This window comes from Streptomyces sp. NBC_01428 (assembly GCF_036231965.1).
In the GTDB taxonomy this organism is placed as follows: Bacteria; Actinomycetota; Actinomycetes; order Streptomycetales; family Streptomycetaceae; genus Streptomyces.
Genome location: NZ_CP109499.1, coordinates 8,382,186 through 8,398,800, shown reverse-complemented (window position 1 = coordinate 8,398,800; position 16,615 = coordinate 8,382,186). Strand labels below are relative to the sequence as shown.

Sequence of the window (16,615 nt, the reverse complement as noted above, 5' to 3'; positions counted from 1 at the left end):
AAGCCCTTCGCACTGGCCGACGGGCCGAATAGCGTGCGAGGACCCGAGCCGCGCCCACCCGTCCCGCGGTCCATGTACGCCGGGCCCGCACCCCCACGAGGAGACCGGCATGTCGTACGACAGTTCCGCCGCCCGCCCCGCGCGACAGCTCCACGGACAGCACGACGACGACGCCACCCTCCCCGTCCGTCTCGTCCCGGACACCGGTGAACAGCCCCTGCGCGACGCGGCGTTACCCCGGGCCTGGACCGGGCACCACCGCGATCTGCGCATCCTGCGGCGCGCCTACCGCAGGCAGCGGCGGGTGACCACGTTCGCGGTGCTCGGCTACTTCACCCTGTTCCTCGGGCTCTCCGCGGGAGCCCCCGGCCTCATGGAACGGCCGGCCGTCGGCGGTCTCTCCGTGGGCCTGCTCCTCGCCCTCTCCCAGATACCCGCGACCTGGCTCGCCGTGCTGCTCTACGAGGGCACCGCCCGCCGCTACGTCGACCCGCTCGCCCGCCGTGTGAACCGCAGTGTCCCCTGGGCCGGCGGCGAGCAGGAGCGGGAGCGATGAGCCCCTTCACGGGCGCCACCCAGTCCTGGTCCCTCGTCGCCTTCAGCATCGCCGTCACGGTGACCCTGCTGCTGTGCGTGCTCACCGGCCCCGACAGCGACGACCTCGCCGAGTTCTACACCGGATACCGCTCGCTGTCCCCGCTGCGCAACGGTCTCGCCATCGCCGGCGACTACATCTCGGCCGCGACCGTGCTGACCGTGGGCGGAGTGATCGCCCTGTGCGGCTACGACGGTGTCGTCCTCGCCCTCAGCACGCTGCTGTCCCTGCTGGTGCTGATGTTCCTGCTGGCCGAACCCCTGCGGAACACGGGCAAGTTCACGATGGGAGACGTGCTCGCGCGGCGCATGCCCGGGCGGGCCGTGCGCATCACGGCGTGCGCCGTCACGATCGCCGCCCTCGTCCCGATGATGCTCGTCCAGCTCGCCAGCACGGGGCAGTTGCTGGCCTTCATCCTGGGCTTCTCCGACAGCTCCATGAAGACCGGCTGCATCGTGGGCGTCGGCACCCTGATGATCACCTACGCGGCGATCGGCGGGATGCGCGGCACGGCGTTGATACAACTGCTGAAGATGGTCGTGCTCCTCGGCTCCGGGATCGTCGTCGCCGTCCTGATGCTCGGTCAGTTCCACTGGGATCCGGGCGCGTTGTTCAACGCGGCGGCGAAGCGCAGCGGGGCGCCCCACGCGTTCCTGCACGGCGGGCTCCAGTTCGCCGGTGGCCCCCATCCCCGGCTCGACATGATCAGTACGCAGTTCGCCATCGTCCTGGGCGGTGCCTGCCTGCCGCACGTGACGATGCGCATGTTCACCGCGAACAGCGCCCGGCAGGTGCGGCGTTCGATGTCGTGGGCGGTGTCGTCGGTCGCCCTGTTCGTGATGGTCGCCAGTGTCATCGGCATCGGTGCGACGGCTCTGATCGGCCGGTCCCACATCGCCGCCGCGGACCCGCGGGGGCACACGGCGTATCTCCTGGGTTCCCGCGCCGCGTTCGGCCCCGTGGTGTCCCGGGCCGAGACCCTGGTGTTCACGACCGTCACGACGGCGATCTTCCTCACCCTGCTCGCGTCCGTCGCCGGGATGACGCTCGCCTGTGCCAACTCACTGGCCCACGACGTCTTCGCGGGGCGGAAGGCCGCGCTGTCCCCGCAGCGCGAGACGGCGTTCGCCCGCGGCTCCGCCCTGGTCGTCGGCGCACCGGTGATCGCGCTCGCGGTCCTCGTCCAGCACCGGAGCCTGCAGCCGCTCGCCACCATGTCGTTCTGCGTGGGCGCCTCGGCGATCGCCCCCGCCCTCGTCTACAGCCTCTTCTGGCGCCGCTTCACCCGCGCCGGTCTGCTCAGCACGCTCATCGGCGGCACGCTCGCCGTTCTGGTCCTGATGCCGGGCACCCGCCTGGTGTCGGGCTCCCCCACGGCCGCCTTTCCCACGGCGGACTTCAACTGGTTCCCCTTCACCACGACCGGCCTGGTGTCCATCCCGCTGGGCTTCGCCTTCGGCTGGCTGGGCAGCATGCTCTCCGGCCGCCGCGCCGCGGACCGGGAACGCCAGGTGTACGAGGGGGTCGAGAGCCTGATCCTCGCGGGCCCCCGGCGGAAGGCGGCGCCCACGCGGGCGGACGGCGGGTGACCGGCGTGACGGGACGGCCGACGGGGACCGGGAACCTCAGACGTCCCGGTCCGGCAGCCCGTCCGGGTCCCCGTCCCCGCCGATCGCGTAGGTGTCCTTGACCTTCACCTCCGCGACGCCGCGGCCCTCGGGGAACACCGCACGCCAGTCGCCGATCACGTGCAGTTCGTCGGTGCCCATCGCGCGGACCACCATGAGGCCCTCGTCGTAGGCCCGGTACGCCTTCATCCAGAGGTTCGCGAAGGCCTGCGAGCGGATGAGGTGCATCCAGTCGGGCCGGTAGAGCTCCCGGTTGTAGTTCGACTCCCCCATCGTGGAGACGAACTTGGAGTACATCGCCTTCACGTACTCCAGCGTCACCCCGTCGTCGTCGGCGATCGCCCGGTCCCGGGCGTCCTTGAGCGCGACGCGGAACTTCTCCAGCAGGCCCTCGGTCGCGCCCGAGGTGAACGACTCGTGGATCTCGGGGGGATCGCACAGGCCGTACGCCGGTCCCGAGAGACGCAGCAGCAGGCGCAGCGTGGGTTCGGTGACCCACAGCGGGCCCGGTTCGTCGCGGTTGCCGAGCGGGTTCGGCAGGACCGCGTCGTGGGCCCAGGCGGGAGGTGTGATCAGATGCACGCCGGCGCGCCGACGGTCGTGCTCCGGTGACGTCGAGTGCTCCAACTGTCCGATCGGGAGATGGGTCTTGAGCGCCGACAGATAGGCGCCGTTGACGTCGAGCGCGGTGACCTCGTGCGCCCCGGCCGGGAGTTCACCCCGGGTCCACTTGGGCCGGGCCTCCCAGATGTGGTCGGCGCCCCGAGCGCTCTGCTTGCGCAGGACGTCGGGGATCCAGGGGTGGGCCACCACGTCGTAGCGGCCGCCCTTGCGCGTCTCGTCGAGCAGCGCCATCGCGTCCGGGATGGCCCGCTTCACCAGCGCGGCGGTGGCCGCCTCCACATCGCCGGTCGCGGCGGCGAGTTCGGCCGCCACGGTCCTGCCGATCACGTCGGGTGCGTCGGCGGCCTGCGCGCGTCGGCCGACCGGCACCACCCTGGTCGGCCTCACCGGACGCCCGGGGACGCTCCGGCCGGCCGGCTGTTCGCGCGGCGTCCGCGCGGCCGTCCGTTCCGCCGTGACGGGACGGGACTGCGGCTGCGGCTGCGGCTGCGGCTGCGGCTGCGGCTGCGGCTGCGGTGACGGTGCGGGCGCCCCGCACTGGGCGGGGTCGAGGTGCTGGGGGAATCCGGCGACCTGGTGTCCGGCCGGCTGCCCGCAGAGCACGCAGGGACGCGGCTGCGGGAGTGCCTCGACATCGTCGGCGGGATCGTCGGCCGCCCCTTGCTCCACGCCTCCGTCGTCTCCGGTGCCGCCGCCGTCGTGGTCGTCCCGCGAGTCGCCGGGGCCGGTCTCCGTGCCCCGGCCCGCCACGTCGTCGGCTTCCTCGTCCTGCGCGGCCCGGTCCAGGAGTTTGGCGCGCGCTCCCTCGAGGAAGTACGCGTACTTCTCGCGGACCTCGCCGCTCGGGTCCCGTCCGGCCTCCCAGCCGCCGACCGTGGACGGGCCGACCCCGAGCGCCCTGGCCACCTGGGCACGGGAGAGGTTCACGCCCTCCCGCAGGGCCCTGCGCTCCTCGGTGCCGGGCAGCGGTACCTCCTGCCGGGCGGCGGCGAGCAGGGCGTCGATCGTCTCGAAATCCGTCATCGCGTCGATTCCTCCCGCGCCAGGGGGCGGACCACGGCGGGACGCCGGCCCGGGGACCGGCGTCGGCCCTCGGGCAGCGCCTCGGAGGCCCGCGTCGGTCCGGACAGCAGGTCCAGCACGTCGATGCCGAAGTGGGCGGCCACGGCGTCGCAGTCGTCCAGGCTCCACGCGGCCGCGCCGGACTGACGGCGGCTCACCTGGGCCTGGCTCACGCCCAGCGCCGTGGCGAGGTCGGTCTGCGACTCACCGGTCGCGTGCAGGAGCGTGGCCACCGCCGACCGGACCCGCTCCGCCAAGGTCATCCGCATACCGTGGAATCTAACACTCGGATCCCATGCTCTATACGTAATGAGCATGTCTGGATCAAGAGACCGAGAGGAACCCGGCACCCATCCGCGCGCAGCCCGCTCGCGTCCGACTCCCTCCCCGCACTCGACCATCAGCGCTCACTCGTCGGTCACATTCGATCAACAGAGGGTGCGGGGAAAGTCGTTTCGGTGCTCCTTCCGCCAGTCCCGAAAGAACTCGGCTGGCCACCGGAGACGGTCCGTAGGGTCCGGAGCACCGACGGGCCGGAAATCCCCCGGCCGCGCGGTGACCAGGAGGGGACATCGGGATGGCGAATGTGGAGGTCTCCCTCAAGGAGACGATGACGTCGATCGAAGGCGCGCTGGGCGCCGCTCTCGTCGACTACACGAGCGGTATGGCGCTGGGCACGCTGGGGGGCGGCAACGACCTCGACCTGAACATCGCGGCGGCGGGCAACACCGACGTGATCCGGGCGAAGATGCGGACGATGGAGCACCTCGGCCTCAAGAGCGAGATCGAGGACGTACTGATCACGCTGGAGAACCAGTACCACGTGATCCGGCCGGTCAAGGGCCGTGAGGGCAATGGCCTGTTCCTGTACCTGGTGCTCAACAAGGCGACCTCCAACCTCGCCATGGCCCGCCACAAGCTCGCACGCATCGAGGCGGAGCTGGAGGTCTAGCCGGCGGACCTCTCCGCACCTCCGCACGCCCACGACTTGAAGACTTCTTCAATTGGGTACATCCAGATCAGGTCAATCCCCTGGGTGTGCGGAGGCGGAGCCGCGAGGATCGGTCCGTACGTCACCGCGCGTGGCGGCGCGTGAACAGCCGCCGCGCCAACGGGAGAAGCAACCCGTCCGAGGCGGCAGGGAGCGAACGATTGACCAGGCAGGTTCCCCTCTACCAGGCCAAGGCCGAGTTCTTCCGCATGCTCGGGCACCCCGTGCGCATCCGGGTGCTGGAGCTGCTGCAGAGTGGTCCCGTCTCGGTGCGCGACCTGCTGAGCGAGATAGAGATCGAACCGTCCAACCTGTCCCAGCAGTTGGCCGTACTGCGCCGCTCGGGGATCGTGGTCTCCATCCGTGAGGGCTCGACCGTGAGTTACGCGCTGGCCGGCGGAGACGTCGCCGAGCTGCTGCGCGCCGCCCGTCGCATCCTCACCGAACTGCTGTCAGGGCAGACCGAGTTGCTGGCCGAGTTGCGTCAGGCCGACCGCGACCCCGGACTGCCGGCCGGGCCGCTCCCGACGGCGCTGGTGCCCAGTCCGTCACCCCGCCCCGCCCCCGCGGTGCGCGGACACTGACGGGTATCCACCGGACGCGCCGGTGACGGCGCCCGGTGCGGGCATCAAACCTTCCAGGACCGCAGCTGATCGGCGACCGTGCCGATGGACAGGCGCGTGTCGCGGATCTTGCGCACGAGGTCGGACAGCGCGCCGTACGGCGGGTCGATGCCCTCGCCCGACTGGTCCATGTACTGGGCGGCGACGAACGCCGCGAACAGGCTGTTGCGGTGCGGGAGCGGCTCCAGCCGGACGACGGTGTGCATCAGCGCGGCCGCGCGCCAGGCGGCGTCCGGGTCGGCCGAGGCGAGGGTCGGCAGCTTGGTCCGGTGACGGGCCACGGCCGCGACGAGCGCCGAATAGTCCGAGACGGACATGTCCTCGTCGTCGAGGGCGGCTTCCTGGACGTCGAGCAGCCACGCGACGTCGACGTAGAGATGCATCAGGCGGCCGCGGCCCCGTCGCGCTCGGCCGGTGGCACCTCGTCGGGGAACGCCTCGTCGAACTCCTCGCGCAGCCGGTCGGCCCACGCGGCGGCACCGGAGACGAACTGACGGCGCTGCATCTCACGCACCCCGAGGTCGTGCAGGTACTGCTTCAGGCTCTTGCCCTCGGCCGCTGCGGCCGCCCGCACGCCTTCGAGCTCGGCCTCGGTGAAGGACACATTCAGTGACGGCATGACCCGATGGTACCTAGTAGGTGCCTGGAGGGCGAGAGCCGGTGTCCCGGGGAGGCCGGAGCGGCACGCGCGAGGGCCGCCGGGCGACCGCCGGGCGGGTTGCGGACGCCGGGACGGGAGTCGGTTCGGGAGTCGGGACGGGGGCTCCGCGAGGGGGCGTTGTCAGTGGCGGCAGGCAGGATGACCTGCATGACAACTCCTGTTGCAGTGATCGTGGACGCCGTCGCCTACGCGCAGGCCGTCGAGGACGCCACCAAGGCCTCGGCCGCCTACTACGAGGGGGGCACGTCCGTGCTGGACGACGACGCCTACGACCGGCTGGTGCGGGGGATCGCCGCCTGGGAGGCGGAGCATCCGGAGGCGGTTCTCCCGGACTCGCCGACCGGAAAGGTGGCCGGCGGGGCCGTCGAGGGGGACGTCCCGCACACGGTCGCGATGCTGAGCCTGGACAACGTGTTCTCGCCGGAGGAGTTCACCGCCTGGACCGCGTCGTTGACCCGTCGGATCGGTCACGAGGCGGAGGCGTTCAGCGTCGAACCCAAGCTGGACGGTCTCGCGATCGCGGCGCGCTACGAGCAGGGCCGGCTCACCCGGCTGATCACCCGCGGGGACGGGACGGCCGGGGAGGACGTCTCGCACGCGATCGGCACCGTCGAAGGCCTGCCGGACGCGCTCACCGAACCGGTCACGGTGGAGGTGCGGGGCGAAGTCCTCATGACCACTGCCCAGTTCGAGCACGCCAACGAGGTGCGCACCGCCCACGGCGGGCAGCCGTTCGCGAACCCGCGCAACGCCGCGGCGGGCACCCTGCGTGCCAAGGACCGCGCCTACACCGTCCCGATGACGTTCTTCGGGTACGGCCTGCTGCCGACGGCCGCGACGCAGGCCCCGACGGCCGGGGAGCTGGAGGACCTCAGGCACAGCGACCTGATGCGGCGGGCCGCCGAGCTCGGCGTGAACACCACGGCGGGCACGGCCGTCCCGGGGATCACCGCCGCGACGGCCGATGAGGTCCTGGCCCGCGTCCAGGAGATCGCGGCGCTGCGCGCTGAACTGCCGTTCGGAATCGACGGGATCGTCATCAAGGCGGACCTGGCCGCGGACCAGCGGGCCGCCGGATCGGGCACCCGCGCACCGCGCTGGGCGATCGCCTACAAACTGCCGGCCGTCGAGAAGATCACCCGCCTGCTGGAGGTGGAGTGGAACGTGGGCCGCACCGGCATCATCGCCCCGCGCGCCGTCCTGGAGCCGGTCGAGATCGACGGCTCGACCATCACCTACGCCACGCTGCACAACCCGGCGGACATCACCCGCCGCGACCTGCGGCTGGGCGACCACGTCATGGTGCACCGCGCGGGCGACGTCATCCCGCGCATCGAGGCGCCCGTCGCCCACCTGCGCACGGGCGAGGAACAGCCGATCGTCTTCCCCGAGGTGTGCCCGCGCTGCGGCTCCGCCATCGACACCAGCGAGCAGCGCTGGCGTTGCGAGCAGGGCCGCATGTGCCATCTGGTCGCCGCCCTCTCGTACGCCGCGGGACGCGACCAGCTCGACATCGAAGGGCTCGGCCACACCCGGGTCGTCCAGCTCGTCGACGCGGGTCTGGTCGGCGATCTGGCGGACCTGTTCACCCTGACCCGTGAGCAGCTCCTCGGTCTGGAGCGCATGGGCGAGACCAGCACGGACAACCTCCTCGCGGCGATCGGGACGGCCAAGGGCCGGCCGTTGTCGCGGGTGCTGTGCGCGCTCGGCGTCCGGGGCACGGGCCGCTCCATGTCCCGTCGGATCGCCCGGTACTTCGCCACCATGGATCACGTCCGTGCCGCCGACGCGGAGGCGATGCAGCGGGTGGACGGCATCGGCACGGAGAAGGCGCCGTCCATCGTCGCCGAACTCGCCGAGCTGGCGCGGCTCATCGACAAGCTCGCCGCCGCCGGGGTCAACATGACCGAACCCGGCGCCACCCCGCCCGTCGCGGCGGACGAGACGGAACCGGGCGCGGAGGGCGCCGAGCAGGCCGGAGGACCACTGGCGGGGATGACCGTGGTGGTCACGGGGGCGATGACCGGCGCGCTGGAAAAGCTCAGCCGCAACCAGATGAACGAACTCGTCGAGCGCGCGGGCGGCCGTTCCTCCTCCAGCGTCTCGAAGAAGACCAGCCTGGTCGTCGCCGGGGAGGGCGCGGGTTCCAAGCGCGCCAAGGCCGAGACCCTCGGGATCAGACTCGCCGGCCCGGAGGAGTTCGCGACGCTGGTCGCCGACTACCTGAGCCGGGACGACGCGTAGCGGCCGTCAGCCGATCCGTCGTTCCAGCACCTGTCCCGGCCAGGTCCCGGAGAGGAAGCTGTCGGTGGGGGTGAACCCGTTGCGCTCGTAGTAGGCGACCAGGTCACCTCCGCCGCCCGCCCAGCAGTCGACCCGGAGCAGGGAGACGCCCGCCCGCCGGGTCTCCTCGACGGCATGGGACAGGAGCGCCGCCCCGATGCCCCGGCCGGCGTTCCGGCGGTCGGAGACGAGCAGGCGCACATACCGCTCGGGCTCGTCCGCGGGCTTGATCATCGGCATCTGCGGACTGGGCCCGGAGTCCAGCACCAGGGTTCCGACCGGGGTGCCGTCCAGCTCCGCGATGTAGGGGGCGTACTCGGTGGTGTACCGCCGTACCCGCTCCACACCGCCCGACGTGCGCGAGTACGGGACGGTGCCCCACTGCTCGGTGTTCCCGCGGCTGTTCATCCAGGCCACCGCGGCGTCGAGCATGTCCAGGATGACCGGCGCGTCGTCCGGGCCGCCCGGCCGGATCCGTAGGTCGTGCGTGCTGTCGTTCACGGGCGAAAGCCTAGGCAACCGTCGCCTCGGGCACGAGAGGCGGCCCTCAGGCGCACGAAGGGCACAACCCCCGGTAGGTGACCTCGACGGCGGCCACCGCGAAGCCGAAGCGCTCCGTCGCCGGAAGGTCGGACAGCGGGTTCCCGGTCGGGTGGACGTCGCGGACGGTGCCGCAGCCGGAGCACACGAGGTGCTGGTGCGGGTGGTGCGCGTTCGGGTCGTAGCGCTTGGCCCGGCCGTCGGTGGAGACCTCGATGACCTCTCCCAGGGAGACCAGCTCCCCCAGCGCGTTGTAGACGGTCGCGCGGGAGATCTCGGGCAGCCGCTCCGCCGCACGCGCGTGCACCTCGTCGGCCGTGAGATGCACATGATCGCCGTCGAGGACCTCGGCGACGACGCGCCGCTGCGAGGTCATCCGCCAGCCACGCCCGCGCAGTCGCTCCAGCAGGTCACTCATGTCGGTTCACCTTTTCGGGTTCGGTGGGATGCCGCAGTTTATCGGTGCGGATCCGGGATCCGATCGAATATGGGATTGGCGTCCTTCTTGACTTGGACTCTGTCCATCGTAGGATCGGTTTCGGCGCCAGCCAAGGGACAGGACGACTCCAGTACGGGCAGGAGAGACAGACATGCCGGGACCACCGTCGCGGGACTGCGCGGCGCGGGTCTGCACGTGACGACCGCCCAGGGCGCGAAGCCGCACTCCGCCCCACGTCGCACACGGCCCTCCGTCCGCTCACCGCGGCAGGACGCGTGCCCCGCACCGGACCGGTTCCGCCGGCCCGCCGCCCGGGGTGTGCCGCGTCCCGCCCGTCGGCCGTGCGGTCGGCGAGGCCCCCTGTCCGTCTCCGTCCCACCCGCACGCCCTGCCCGTCGGCCCCATCGACGGTTCCGGGCGCGCCTCCCCTGGCCGCCGCCCTCAACGCTTCACCCCCCTCAGTTCCTGAGCACCGAGATCCGCCCCGTCCGGAAGGATTCCCATGTCTGAGAACCACGATGCGATCGTCACAGACCCGAAATCGGAAGAGGCCGGAGGTGGCTGCCCCGTCGCGCACGGCCGCGCCGCGCACCCGACCCAGGGCGGCGGCAACCGTCAGTGGTGGCCGGAGCGCCTCAACCTGAAGATCCTTGCGAAGAACCCCGCCGTGGCGAACCCGCTGGGTGAGCGGTTCGACTACGCCGCCGCGTTCCAGGGCCTCGACCTGGCGGCCGTGAAGCAGGACATCGCCGAGGTGCTCACCACCTCGCAGGACTGGTGGCCCGCCGACTTCGGCCACTACGGCCCCTTCATGATCCGTATGGCGTGGCACAGCGCGGGCACCTACCGCATCAGCGACGGCCGCGGCGGTGCCGGTGCCGGCCAGCAGCGCTTCGCCCCGCTCAACAGCTGGCCGGACAACGGCAACCTCGACAAGGCCCGCCGTCTGCTGTGGCCCGTGAAGAAGAAGTACGGCCAGAGCCTCTCCTGGGCCGACCTCATGATCCTCACCGGCAACGTCGCCCTGGAGCAGATGGGCTTCGACACCTTCGGCTTCGCCGGCGGCCGCGAGGACGTCTGGGAGTCCGAGGAGGACGTGTACTGGGGCCCGGAGACCACCTGGCTCGGCGACGAGCGCTACACGGGCGACCGCGAGCTGGAGAACCCGCTCGGCGCCGTCCAGATGGGCCTCATCTACGTCAACCCCGAGGGCCCCAACGGCAACCCGGACCCGCTCGCCGCGGCCCGCGACATCCGTGAGACGTTCCGCCGCATGGCGATGAACGACGAGGAGACGGTCGCCCTGATCGCGGGCGGTCACACCTTCGGCAAGACCCACGGCGCCGGCCCGGCGGACAACGTCGGCGACGACCCCGAGGCCGCCCCCATCGAGGCGCAGGGCCTCGGCTGGAAGAGCAGCTACCGCACCGGCAAGGGCGCGGACGCGATCACCTCCGGCCTGGAGGTCACCTGGACCACCACGCCCACGCAGTGGAGCAACGGCTTCTTCGACAACCTCTTCGGCTACGAGTGGGAGCTGACCCAGAGCCCCGCCGGCGCCAACCAGTGGAAGCCGAAGGACGGCGCGGGCGAGGGCACCGTCCCGGACGCCCATGACGCGTCGAAGAAGATCGCCCCGTCGATGCTCACGACGGACCTGTCGCTGCGCTTCGACCCGATCTACGAGCCCATCTCGCGGCGCTTCCACGAGAACCCCGCGGAGTTCGCGGACGCCTTCGCCCGCGCCTGGTACAAGCTGACCCACCGCGACATGGGCCCGAAGTCCCTCTACCTCGGCGCCGAGGTGCCGCAGGAGACGCTGCTGTGGCAGGACCCGCTGCCCGCGGCGGAGGGTGCGGCCATCGGCGCCGAGGACGTCACCGCTCTCAAGGCGAAGCTCCTCGACTCCGGCCTGACCGTGGCGGAGCTGGTCTCCACCGCGTGGGCGTCGGCCTCGACGTACCGCGGCAGCGACAAGCGCGGCGGCGCCAACGGCGCGCGCATCCGTCTGGAGCCGCAGCGCGGCTGGGCGGCCAACGACCCCGACCAGCTGGCCTCGGTGCTGCGCACCCTGGAGGGCGTCCAGCGTGAGTTCAACGCCGGCGGCAAGCACGTCTCGCTGGCCGACCTGATCGTCCTCGGCGGCGTCGCGGCCGTCGAGAAGGCCGCCAAGGACGCCGGTCACGACGTCCAGGTGCCCTTCACGCCGGGCCGGGTCGACGCGACGGACGAGCACACCGACGCGGAGTCGTTCGCCGCGCTGGAGCCGGCCGCCGACGGTTTCCGCAACTACCTCGGCAAGGGCAACCGCCTGCCGGCCGAGTACCTGCTGCTCGACCGCGCGAACCTGCTGACCCTGAGCGCCCCGGAGCTGACGGTCCTCGTCGGTGGCCTGCGCGCCCTCGGTGCCACGCAGGGACAGTCGGCGCACGGTGTCCTCACCGAGACCCCGGGCAGGCTGACGAACGACTTCTTCGTCAACCTGCTCGACCTGGGCACGACCTGGACGGCGACGTCCGAGGACGCGACCACCTTCGAGGCCCGCGACGCCTCGGGCCAGGTCAAGTGGACCGGTACGCGCGCCGACCTGGTCTTCGGCTCGAACTCCGAGCTGCGCGCGCTCGCCGAGGTCTACGCGAGCGACGACGCGAAGGAGAAGTTCGTGAAGGACTTCGTCTCCGCGTGGGACAAGGTCATGAACCTCGACCGGTTCGACCTGGTCTGACGACCGCGGTAGAACGTCTGCCGTCCGCGGCTGAACGTCCGGGGTCCGCGGTCTGAGCACCGATGACCGCCGTCCGACGACCGCCGTCAGGGCCGGCCTCCTTCGGGGGCCGGCCCTGACGTGTGCCCGGCCCCCGAAGGAGGCCGGCGGCTGCGGGGTCGCGGAGCCGCCGCTCAGGCGCCGGTCGCGGGGCACCCCCTAGGCTGGCCGTCATGAGCGCACACTTTGACGTGGTGGTCCTGGGCGCCGGCCCGGGTGGATATGTCGCGGCGATCCGGGCGGCCCAGCTCGGACTCAGTACGGCGGTCGTCGAGGAGAAGTACTGGGGCGGTGTGTGCCTGAACGTGGGGTGCATCCCGTCGAAGGCGCTGCTGCGCAACGCGGAACTGGCCCACATCTTCACCCAGGAGGCCAAGACGTTCGGCATCCGTGTGGACGGCGAGGTGACCTTCGACTACGGCCCCGCCTTCACCCGTAGCCGCAAGGTGGCGGACGGCCGCGTCAAGGGCGTCCACTACCTGATGAAGAAGAACAAGATCACCCAGTTCGACGGGCGCGGCACCTTCTCGGACGACCGCACCCTCCAGGTCGCCCTCACCGACGGCGGCACGGAGACGGTCACGTTCGACCACTGCGTCATCGCCGCGGGCGCCACCACCCGGCTGCTCCCGGGAACGTCACTGAGCGAGCGCGTGGTGACGTACGAGGAGCAGATCCTGTCGGAGACCCTCCCGGAGAGCATCATCATCGCCGGGGCGGGCGCCATCGGCGTCGAGTTCGCGTACGTGCTGCACAACTACGGCGTCGAGGTCACCCTCGTCGAGTTCCTCGACCGGATCGTTCCGCTGGAGGACGAGGAGGTCTCCGCCGAACTGGCCCGGCGCTACAAGCGGCTCGGCATCAACGTGCTGACGTCCACCCGGGTGGAGGCCATCGACGACTCCGGTGACGCGGTCAAGGTCATGGTGACCACCGGCGGCCAGCGGCAGACGCTGGAGGCCGGCAAGGTGCTCCAGGCGATCGGGTTCCAGCCCCGGGTGGAGGGCTACGGCCTGGAGAACACCGGGGTCGAGCTGACCGAGCGCGGCGCGATCGACATCGACGGCAGGGGCCGCACGAACGTGCCGCACATCTTCGCGATCGGGGACGTGACGGCGAAGCTGATGCTCGCGCACGCGGCCGAGTCGATGGGCATCGTGGCGGCCGAGACGATCGCCGACGCGGAGACGATGGAACTCGACTACGTGATGATCCCGCGGGCCACCTACTGCCAGCCGCAGATCGCCAGCTTCGGCTGGACCGAGGCGCAGGCCCGCGAGCGGGGCTTCGACGTCCAGGTGGCGAAGTTCCCGTTCACGGCGAACGGCAAGGCGCACGGCCTCGGCGAGACCGCGGGCTTCGTCAAGATCCTCTCCGACGCACGGTACGGGGAGCTCCTCGGCGCCCACCTGATCGGCCCCGAAGTCACCGAGCTGCTGCCGGAGTTGACGCTGGCCCAGCAGTGGGACCTCACCGTTCACGAGGTCGCCCGCAATGTGCACGGGCACCCGACGCTCGGCGAGGCGGTCAAGGAGGCCGTGCACGGACTCGCCGGGCACATGATCAACATGTGAGGACTGCCGCCCGTTCCCCGGGCGCTCTCCCCGGCGCGTGCCGCCTGTCCACGAGGCGGATGGCGCGAACAACAAGGTGTCGGGTGCATCTAGTGTGCGGGGTACGCCGACCGCAGAGGAGAGCCCGGTGATGGGTGAGGTGCCGACCGAGGAACCAGCCGGTCTCCGAGAGGCGGTCGTCGCGCTCCGCGAGGTGAGCGTGCACCGTCACACGACGGGCCAGGTGATCCTTTCGGAGATCGACTGGACGGTGCGGTCCGGTGAGCACTGGGCGCTGCTCGGGGCCAACGGCGCGGGCAAGACGACGCTGCTGCGGCTCCTCGGCGCCCTGATGCACCCGACGACCGGGACCGTCGAGGTGCTCGGGTTCCGGCTGGGCCGTGTCGATGTGCGGGAGCTGCGCGCCCGCATCGGCCATGTGAGCACGGCGCCGCGGGTGCCGCAGGACGTCACCGCCCACACGGTCGTGCTGACGGGTCACACCGGCACGGTGCAGCCGCTGTGGCGGAAGTACGACGACACGGTGCGCCGGCGTGCCGACGAGCTGCTGGCCGAGCTGGACATCAAGGAGCTGGCCGACCGGCCGTACGGTGTCTGCTCGGGTGGGCAGCGGGCCCGTGTCCTGATCGCCAGGGCACTGATGGCCGACCCGTCCCTGCTGCTTCTCGACGAGCCGTTCAACGCACTGGACCTGCCGTCCCGCGAGGATCTCGTGGACGCGATGCAGCGGCTGGCCGAGAGCCGTCCGGGCCTCGCGACGGTGACGGTGACCCACCATCTCGAGGAGCTCTCCCCGGCCGTCAGTCACACCCTGCTGCTGCGGGAGGGGCGCGTCCTCGCCCGCGGTTCCGTGGACGAGACCCTGACCGACAGCTGGCTGACCAGCTGCTTCGGCCGCCCCATCACGGTGGCCCGGCACGACGGTCGGTGGGCGGCCTACTCCGGTCGCCCCGGCGGCCGCTGACGGACCGTCGGGATCGCGCGGCCGGGGACGGTCGCCGCGGCGGATCGTCCCGCCGGTGTGTGGCGACGGCGCTCATGGGCATGATCGGACGAGGGCTCCCGCGTGCGCGTGTGTGCGAATGGGGGCGCATCAAGAACCGGGGTGAGCCCTGTACGCGCCCCCTGCCGTGCGGCGAAAATGCGCCTGTCGAGGGTCATGTGGCCGAGACATCGCCCACCCCGCCGCCAAGTCACCAGGAAAGCAGGTCGGCTGCCGTGCTGTTGCGACTGCCCACGTCCGTGTCCGAAGCACAGGAGTGCATGGCCGAGGGGGCGGTGCCGATAGGCGGCGCGACGCTGGTGTGGGCCGGCTGGCAACGGGACGGTTTCCCCGAGCTGGCGATGTCGCTGCGCGATCTCCCGGAGGCCAACACGATCGGGGACGGGACGCTGGGTGCGGCCGTGGTGCTGCACCGGATCGACGACCGCCTGCCGGAGGTGCTGCGCCGGGCCGCGGCCACCGTCGGCACCGGGGCGGTACGCAGGACGGCCACCGTCGGCGGCAATCTCGTCGGCAGCTCGTTGCGCTGCCTGCTGCCCGGGGCGCTCGTCCTGGACGCGCGCGCGGTCATTCTGGAGCAGGACGGGGTCCGCGAGACCGATCTGGCGGAGGTCATCGCCAAGCGCCACCTCCTGCTCGGCCTGCGCTGGAGCGCTTCGACGGCCAGCAGCTACCACAAGTCGGAGGGCGCGGCGGGCGGGGCACCGCCCCTCGTCGTGGCCGCCGCCCTGCACCCCGCAGCCGACGGACGGCGCCTCCTGCGCGTCGCCGTGCGCGACGGGTACGAGGTGCTCGGCGACAGCATCCTGTGCGACACGGACGCGGACTCCGTCCTCGGCACACTGCGCAACGGCGATCTGGGCCAACTGCCGTCCGACGCCTGGGACATCATGAGGCGGCAGACCACCGACCTGCTGGCCCGCGGCGCGGAGTGACGGGTCGACGAGGAAGGCCCGGCGGGCGTCGCGTCCGGGGACGGCGTTCCGGCCGGGCCGTCACGATCGTGGGCTACTCCCCTGCCGGGCCGCCGACCGTGGCGGGAACCGGGGCCGCGCGCCAGTAGCCGAGAGCGTGCACCCGGCGGCGGGGCACGTTCAGCTCCTTGCGGACGTGGGCGGCGAGGTTGCGCGTGGTCGTGGTGTCGCAGGTGATCCAGACATACGGGTCGGGTTCGTCGCGGAGGAGGTCGGGAAGCTCGGCCTTCACCCGCTCGACGAGGTGTGCGCCGTCGTCGAGGCGGGGCACCGGACGCAGCTCGTGCCGGACCGGGTCCACTGCACACGGGAGACCGCCGGGGTCCCCCTCGAACCAGATCGTGGCGGGCGCCGAACCCAGCGCACCGAGCAGGGAGTTGAGGGCGGGCAGCGCGGCCGGGTCGACGACGGCGAAGAGGTGGGACGGCGCGGGCGCGGGTTCCTCGAAGTCCGTTCCCTGGACCGTGGCCTCGATCGTGTCCCCGGGGCGCGCGCCGCGCGCCCAGTCGCTGGCGCGCCCTTCGTGCAGCGCGAACTCGAGAGCGAAGGTGCCCGTCACCGGGTCCGGGGAGACCAGCGTGTACGCCCGCTGATGAGGCCGGCCCGCATCGGCGAACCACAGGCGGACCCACATGGTCGGGTGGACGCCGGTCGCGGCGAGCAGCCCCCCGTCGGCGACCCGCAGGCGCCGGTAGAGCGGTGCCACCTCCTCCACGTCCGTCACTGTGAGGACGAAGTCCCTGGCCCTCAGCAGTTTGAGGACCGCACCCTCCCAACCACGTCGCTGTCCCATCCACCCTCTCCCCTCCGAAAACGATCTCTTGGCGATATTAGGCAAGCCTAACCTAATATGA

General features: G+C 71.6%; 16 protein-coding genes. 9 read left to right on the top strand and 7 right to left on the bottom strand.

Features of this window, described 5'->3' with window-relative positions:
• Positions 1 to 109 precede the first annotated feature (109 nt).
• Both OG406_RS36690 and OG406_RS36685 read left to right on the top strand, forming a co-directional pair.
• On the top strand, positions 110 to 556 hold the full coding sequence (locus tag OG406_RS36690; RefSeq protein WP_164370104.1) for a DUF485 domain-containing protein: 447 nt from the start codon (positions 110 to 112) through the stop codon (positions 554 to 556).
• Positions 553 to 2,184 (top strand): sodium/solute symporter, encoded by a 1,632-nt coding sequence (locus OG406_RS36685; protein ID WP_267051799.1) that lies wholly within the window; start codon positions 553 to 555, stop codon positions 2,182 to 2,184. The genes OG406_RS36690 and OG406_RS36685 overlap by 4 nt, the downstream gene beginning before the upstream one ends.
• A gap of 36 nt (positions 2,185 to 2,220) precedes the next feature.
• Here the strand turns inward: OG406_RS36685 and OG406_RS36680 are convergent, their stop codons facing one another.
• Both OG406_RS36680 and OG406_RS36675 read right to left on the bottom strand, forming a co-directional pair.
• Entirely contained in the window at positions 2,221 to 3,870 is a 1,650-nt protein-coding gene (locus OG406_RS36680) for a helix-turn-helix domain-containing protein (protein ID WP_329190034.1), read from the bottom strand.
• Positions 3,867 to 4,178, bottom strand: coding sequence for a helix-turn-helix transcriptional regulator (locus tag OG406_RS36675; protein ID WP_164370107.1), 312 nt, complete (start codon positions 4,176 to 4,178; stop codon positions 3,867 to 3,869). The genes OG406_RS36680 and OG406_RS36675 overlap by 4 nt, the downstream gene beginning before the upstream one ends.
• A 308-nt stretch (positions 4,179 to 4,486) precedes the next feature.
• On the opposite strand from OG406_RS36675, the gene OG406_RS36670 reads away from it, so the two are divergent.
• Positions 4,487 to 4,861: a hypothetical protein gene (locus OG406_RS36670; RefSeq protein ID WP_266610444.1), complete on the top strand. Its 375-nt coding sequence runs from the start codon at positions 4,487 to 4,489 to the stop codon at positions 4,859 to 4,861.
• A 200-nt stretch (positions 4,862 to 5,061) separates the two neighbouring features.
• Positions 5,062 to 5,484 carry an ArsR/SmtB family transcription factor gene (locus OG406_RS36665; protein ID WP_266853079.1) on the top strand — a complete coding sequence of 141 codons (423 nt, stop codon included), beginning with the start codon at positions 5,062 to 5,064 and terminating at the stop codon, positions 5,482 to 5,484.
• A gap of 44 nt (positions 5,485 to 5,528) precedes the next feature.
• Here the strand turns inward: OG406_RS36665 and OG406_RS36660 are convergent, their stop codons facing one another.
• Together OG406_RS36660 and OG406_RS36655 are read right to left on the bottom strand one after the other, a co-directional pair.
• Complete coding sequence (locus OG406_RS36660; protein WP_164370109.1) at positions 5,529 to 5,906, bottom strand: toxin Doc; 378 nt, start codon at positions 5,904 to 5,906, stop codon at positions 5,529 to 5,531.
• Complete coding sequence (locus OG406_RS36655; RefSeq protein WP_164370110.1) at positions 5,906 to 6,142, bottom strand: hypothetical protein; 237 nt, start codon at positions 6,140 to 6,142, stop codon at positions 5,906 to 5,908. The genes OG406_RS36660 and OG406_RS36655 overlap by 1 nt, the downstream gene beginning before the upstream one ends.
• Positions 6,143 to 6,331: 189 nt before the next feature.
• Here OG406_RS36655 and ligA point away from each other — a divergent pair, with 189 nt between their 5' ends.
• Entirely contained in the window at positions 6,332 to 8,428 is a 2,097-nt protein-coding gene (gene ligA, locus OG406_RS36650) for an NAD-dependent DNA ligase LigA (RefSeq protein ID WP_267051797.1), read from the top strand.
• Between the two features lie 6 nt (positions 8,429 to 8,434).
• On the opposite strand, the gene OG406_RS36645 is transcribed toward ligA, so the two are convergent.
• Entirely contained in the window at positions 8,435 to 8,968 is a 534-nt protein-coding gene (locus OG406_RS36645; protein WP_267051796.1) for a GNAT family N-acetyltransferase, read from the bottom strand.
• A 46-nt stretch (positions 8,969 to 9,014) separates the two neighbouring features.
• Complete coding sequence (locus OG406_RS36640) at positions 9,015 to 9,425, bottom strand: Fur family transcriptional regulator (RefSeq protein WP_164370113.1); 411 nt, start codon at positions 9,423 to 9,425, stop codon at positions 9,015 to 9,017.
• Between the two features lie 523 nt (positions 9,426 to 9,948).
• Here OG406_RS36640 and katG point away from each other — a divergent pair.
• From katG to OG406_RS36620, 4 genes are all read left to right on the top strand, one after another.
• On the top strand, positions 9,949 to 12,171 hold the full coding sequence (gene katG / locus OG406_RS36635) for a catalase/peroxidase HPI (RefSeq protein WP_266853087.1): 2,223 nt from the start codon (positions 9,949 to 9,951) through the stop codon (positions 12,169 to 12,171).
• Positions 12,172 to 12,383: 212 nt separating this feature from the next.
• Complete coding sequence (gene lpdA, locus OG406_RS36630) at positions 12,384 to 13,784, top strand: dihydrolipoyl dehydrogenase (RefSeq protein ID WP_267051794.1); 1,401 nt, start codon at positions 12,384 to 12,386, stop codon at positions 13,782 to 13,784.
• 130 nt (positions 13,785 to 13,914) lie between these two features.
• Positions 13,915 to 14,748 (top strand): ABC transporter ATP-binding protein, encoded by an 834-nt coding sequence (locus tag OG406_RS36625; RefSeq protein WP_329190025.1) that lies wholly within the window; start codon positions 13,915 to 13,917, stop codon positions 14,746 to 14,748.
• A gap of 254 nt (positions 14,749 to 15,002) precedes the next feature.
• Positions 15,003 to 15,722: an FAD binding domain-containing protein gene (locus OG406_RS36620; RefSeq protein WP_329190024.1), complete on the top strand. Its 720-nt coding sequence runs from the start codon at positions 15,003 to 15,005 to the stop codon at positions 15,720 to 15,722.
• A 73-nt stretch (positions 15,723 to 15,795) separates the two neighbouring features.
• Here OG406_RS36620 and OG406_RS36615 read toward each other — a convergent pair whose 3' ends face one another.
• Positions 15,796 to 16,554 carry a siderophore-interacting protein gene (locus OG406_RS36615; RefSeq protein WP_329190023.1) on the bottom strand — a complete coding sequence of 253 codons (759 nt, stop codon included), beginning with the start codon at positions 16,552 to 16,554 and terminating at the stop codon, positions 15,796 to 15,798.
• Positions 16,555 to 16,615 lie beyond the last annotated feature (61 nt).

What these genes read in the sequence shown, in the direction of transcription:
- OG406_RS36690 (WP_164370104.1), top strand. Translation starts at nt 110, where the DNA reads ATGTCGTACGACAGTTCCGCCGCCCGCCCCGCGCGACAGCTCCACGGA.
- OG406_RS36685 (WP_267051799.1), top strand. Translation starts at nt 553, where the DNA reads ATGAGCCCCTTCACGGGCGCCACCCAGTCCTGGTCCCTCGTCGCCTTC.
- OG406_RS36680 (WP_329190034.1), bottom strand. Translation starts at nt 3,870, where the DNA reads ATGACGGATTTCGAGACGATCGACGCCCTGCTCGCCGCCGCCCGGCAG.
- OG406_RS36675 (WP_164370107.1), bottom strand. Translation starts at nt 4,178, where the DNA reads ATGCGGATGACCTTGGCGGAGCGGGTCCGGTCGGCGGTGGCCACGCTC.
- OG406_RS36670 (WP_266610444.1), top strand. Translation starts at nt 4,487, where the DNA reads ATGGCGAATGTGGAGGTCTCCCTCAAGGAGACGATGACGTCGATCGAA.
- OG406_RS36660 (WP_164370109.1), bottom strand. Translation starts at nt 5,906, where the DNA reads ATGCATCTCTACGTCGACGTCGCGTGGCTGCTCGACGTCCAGGAAGCC.
- OG406_RS36655 (WP_164370110.1), bottom strand. Translation starts at nt 6,142, where the DNA reads ATGCCGTCACTGAATGTGTCCTTCACCGAGGCCGAGCTCGAAGGCGTG.
- ligA (WP_267051797.1), top strand. Translation starts at nt 6,332, where the DNA reads ATGACAACTCCTGTTGCAGTGATCGTGGACGCCGTCGCCTACGCGCAG.
- OG406_RS36640 (WP_164370113.1), bottom strand. Translation starts at nt 9,425, where the DNA reads ATGAGTGACCTGCTGGAGCGACTGCGCGGGCGTGGCTGGCGGATGACC.
- katG (WP_266853087.1), top strand. Translation starts at nt 9,949, where the DNA reads ATGTCTGAGAACCACGATGCGATCGTCACAGACCCGAAATCGGAAGAG.
- lpdA (WP_267051794.1), top strand. Translation starts at nt 12,384, where the DNA reads ATGAGCGCACACTTTGACGTGGTGGTCCTGGGCGCCGGCCCGGGTGGA.
- OG406_RS36625 (WP_329190025.1), top strand. Translation starts at nt 13,915, where the DNA reads ATGGGTGAGGTGCCGACCGAGGAACCAGCCGGTCTCCGAGAGGCGGTC.
- OG406_RS36615 (WP_329190023.1), bottom strand. Translation starts at nt 16,554, where the DNA reads ATGGGACAGCGACGTGGTTGGGAGGGTGCGGTCCTCAAACTGCTGAGG.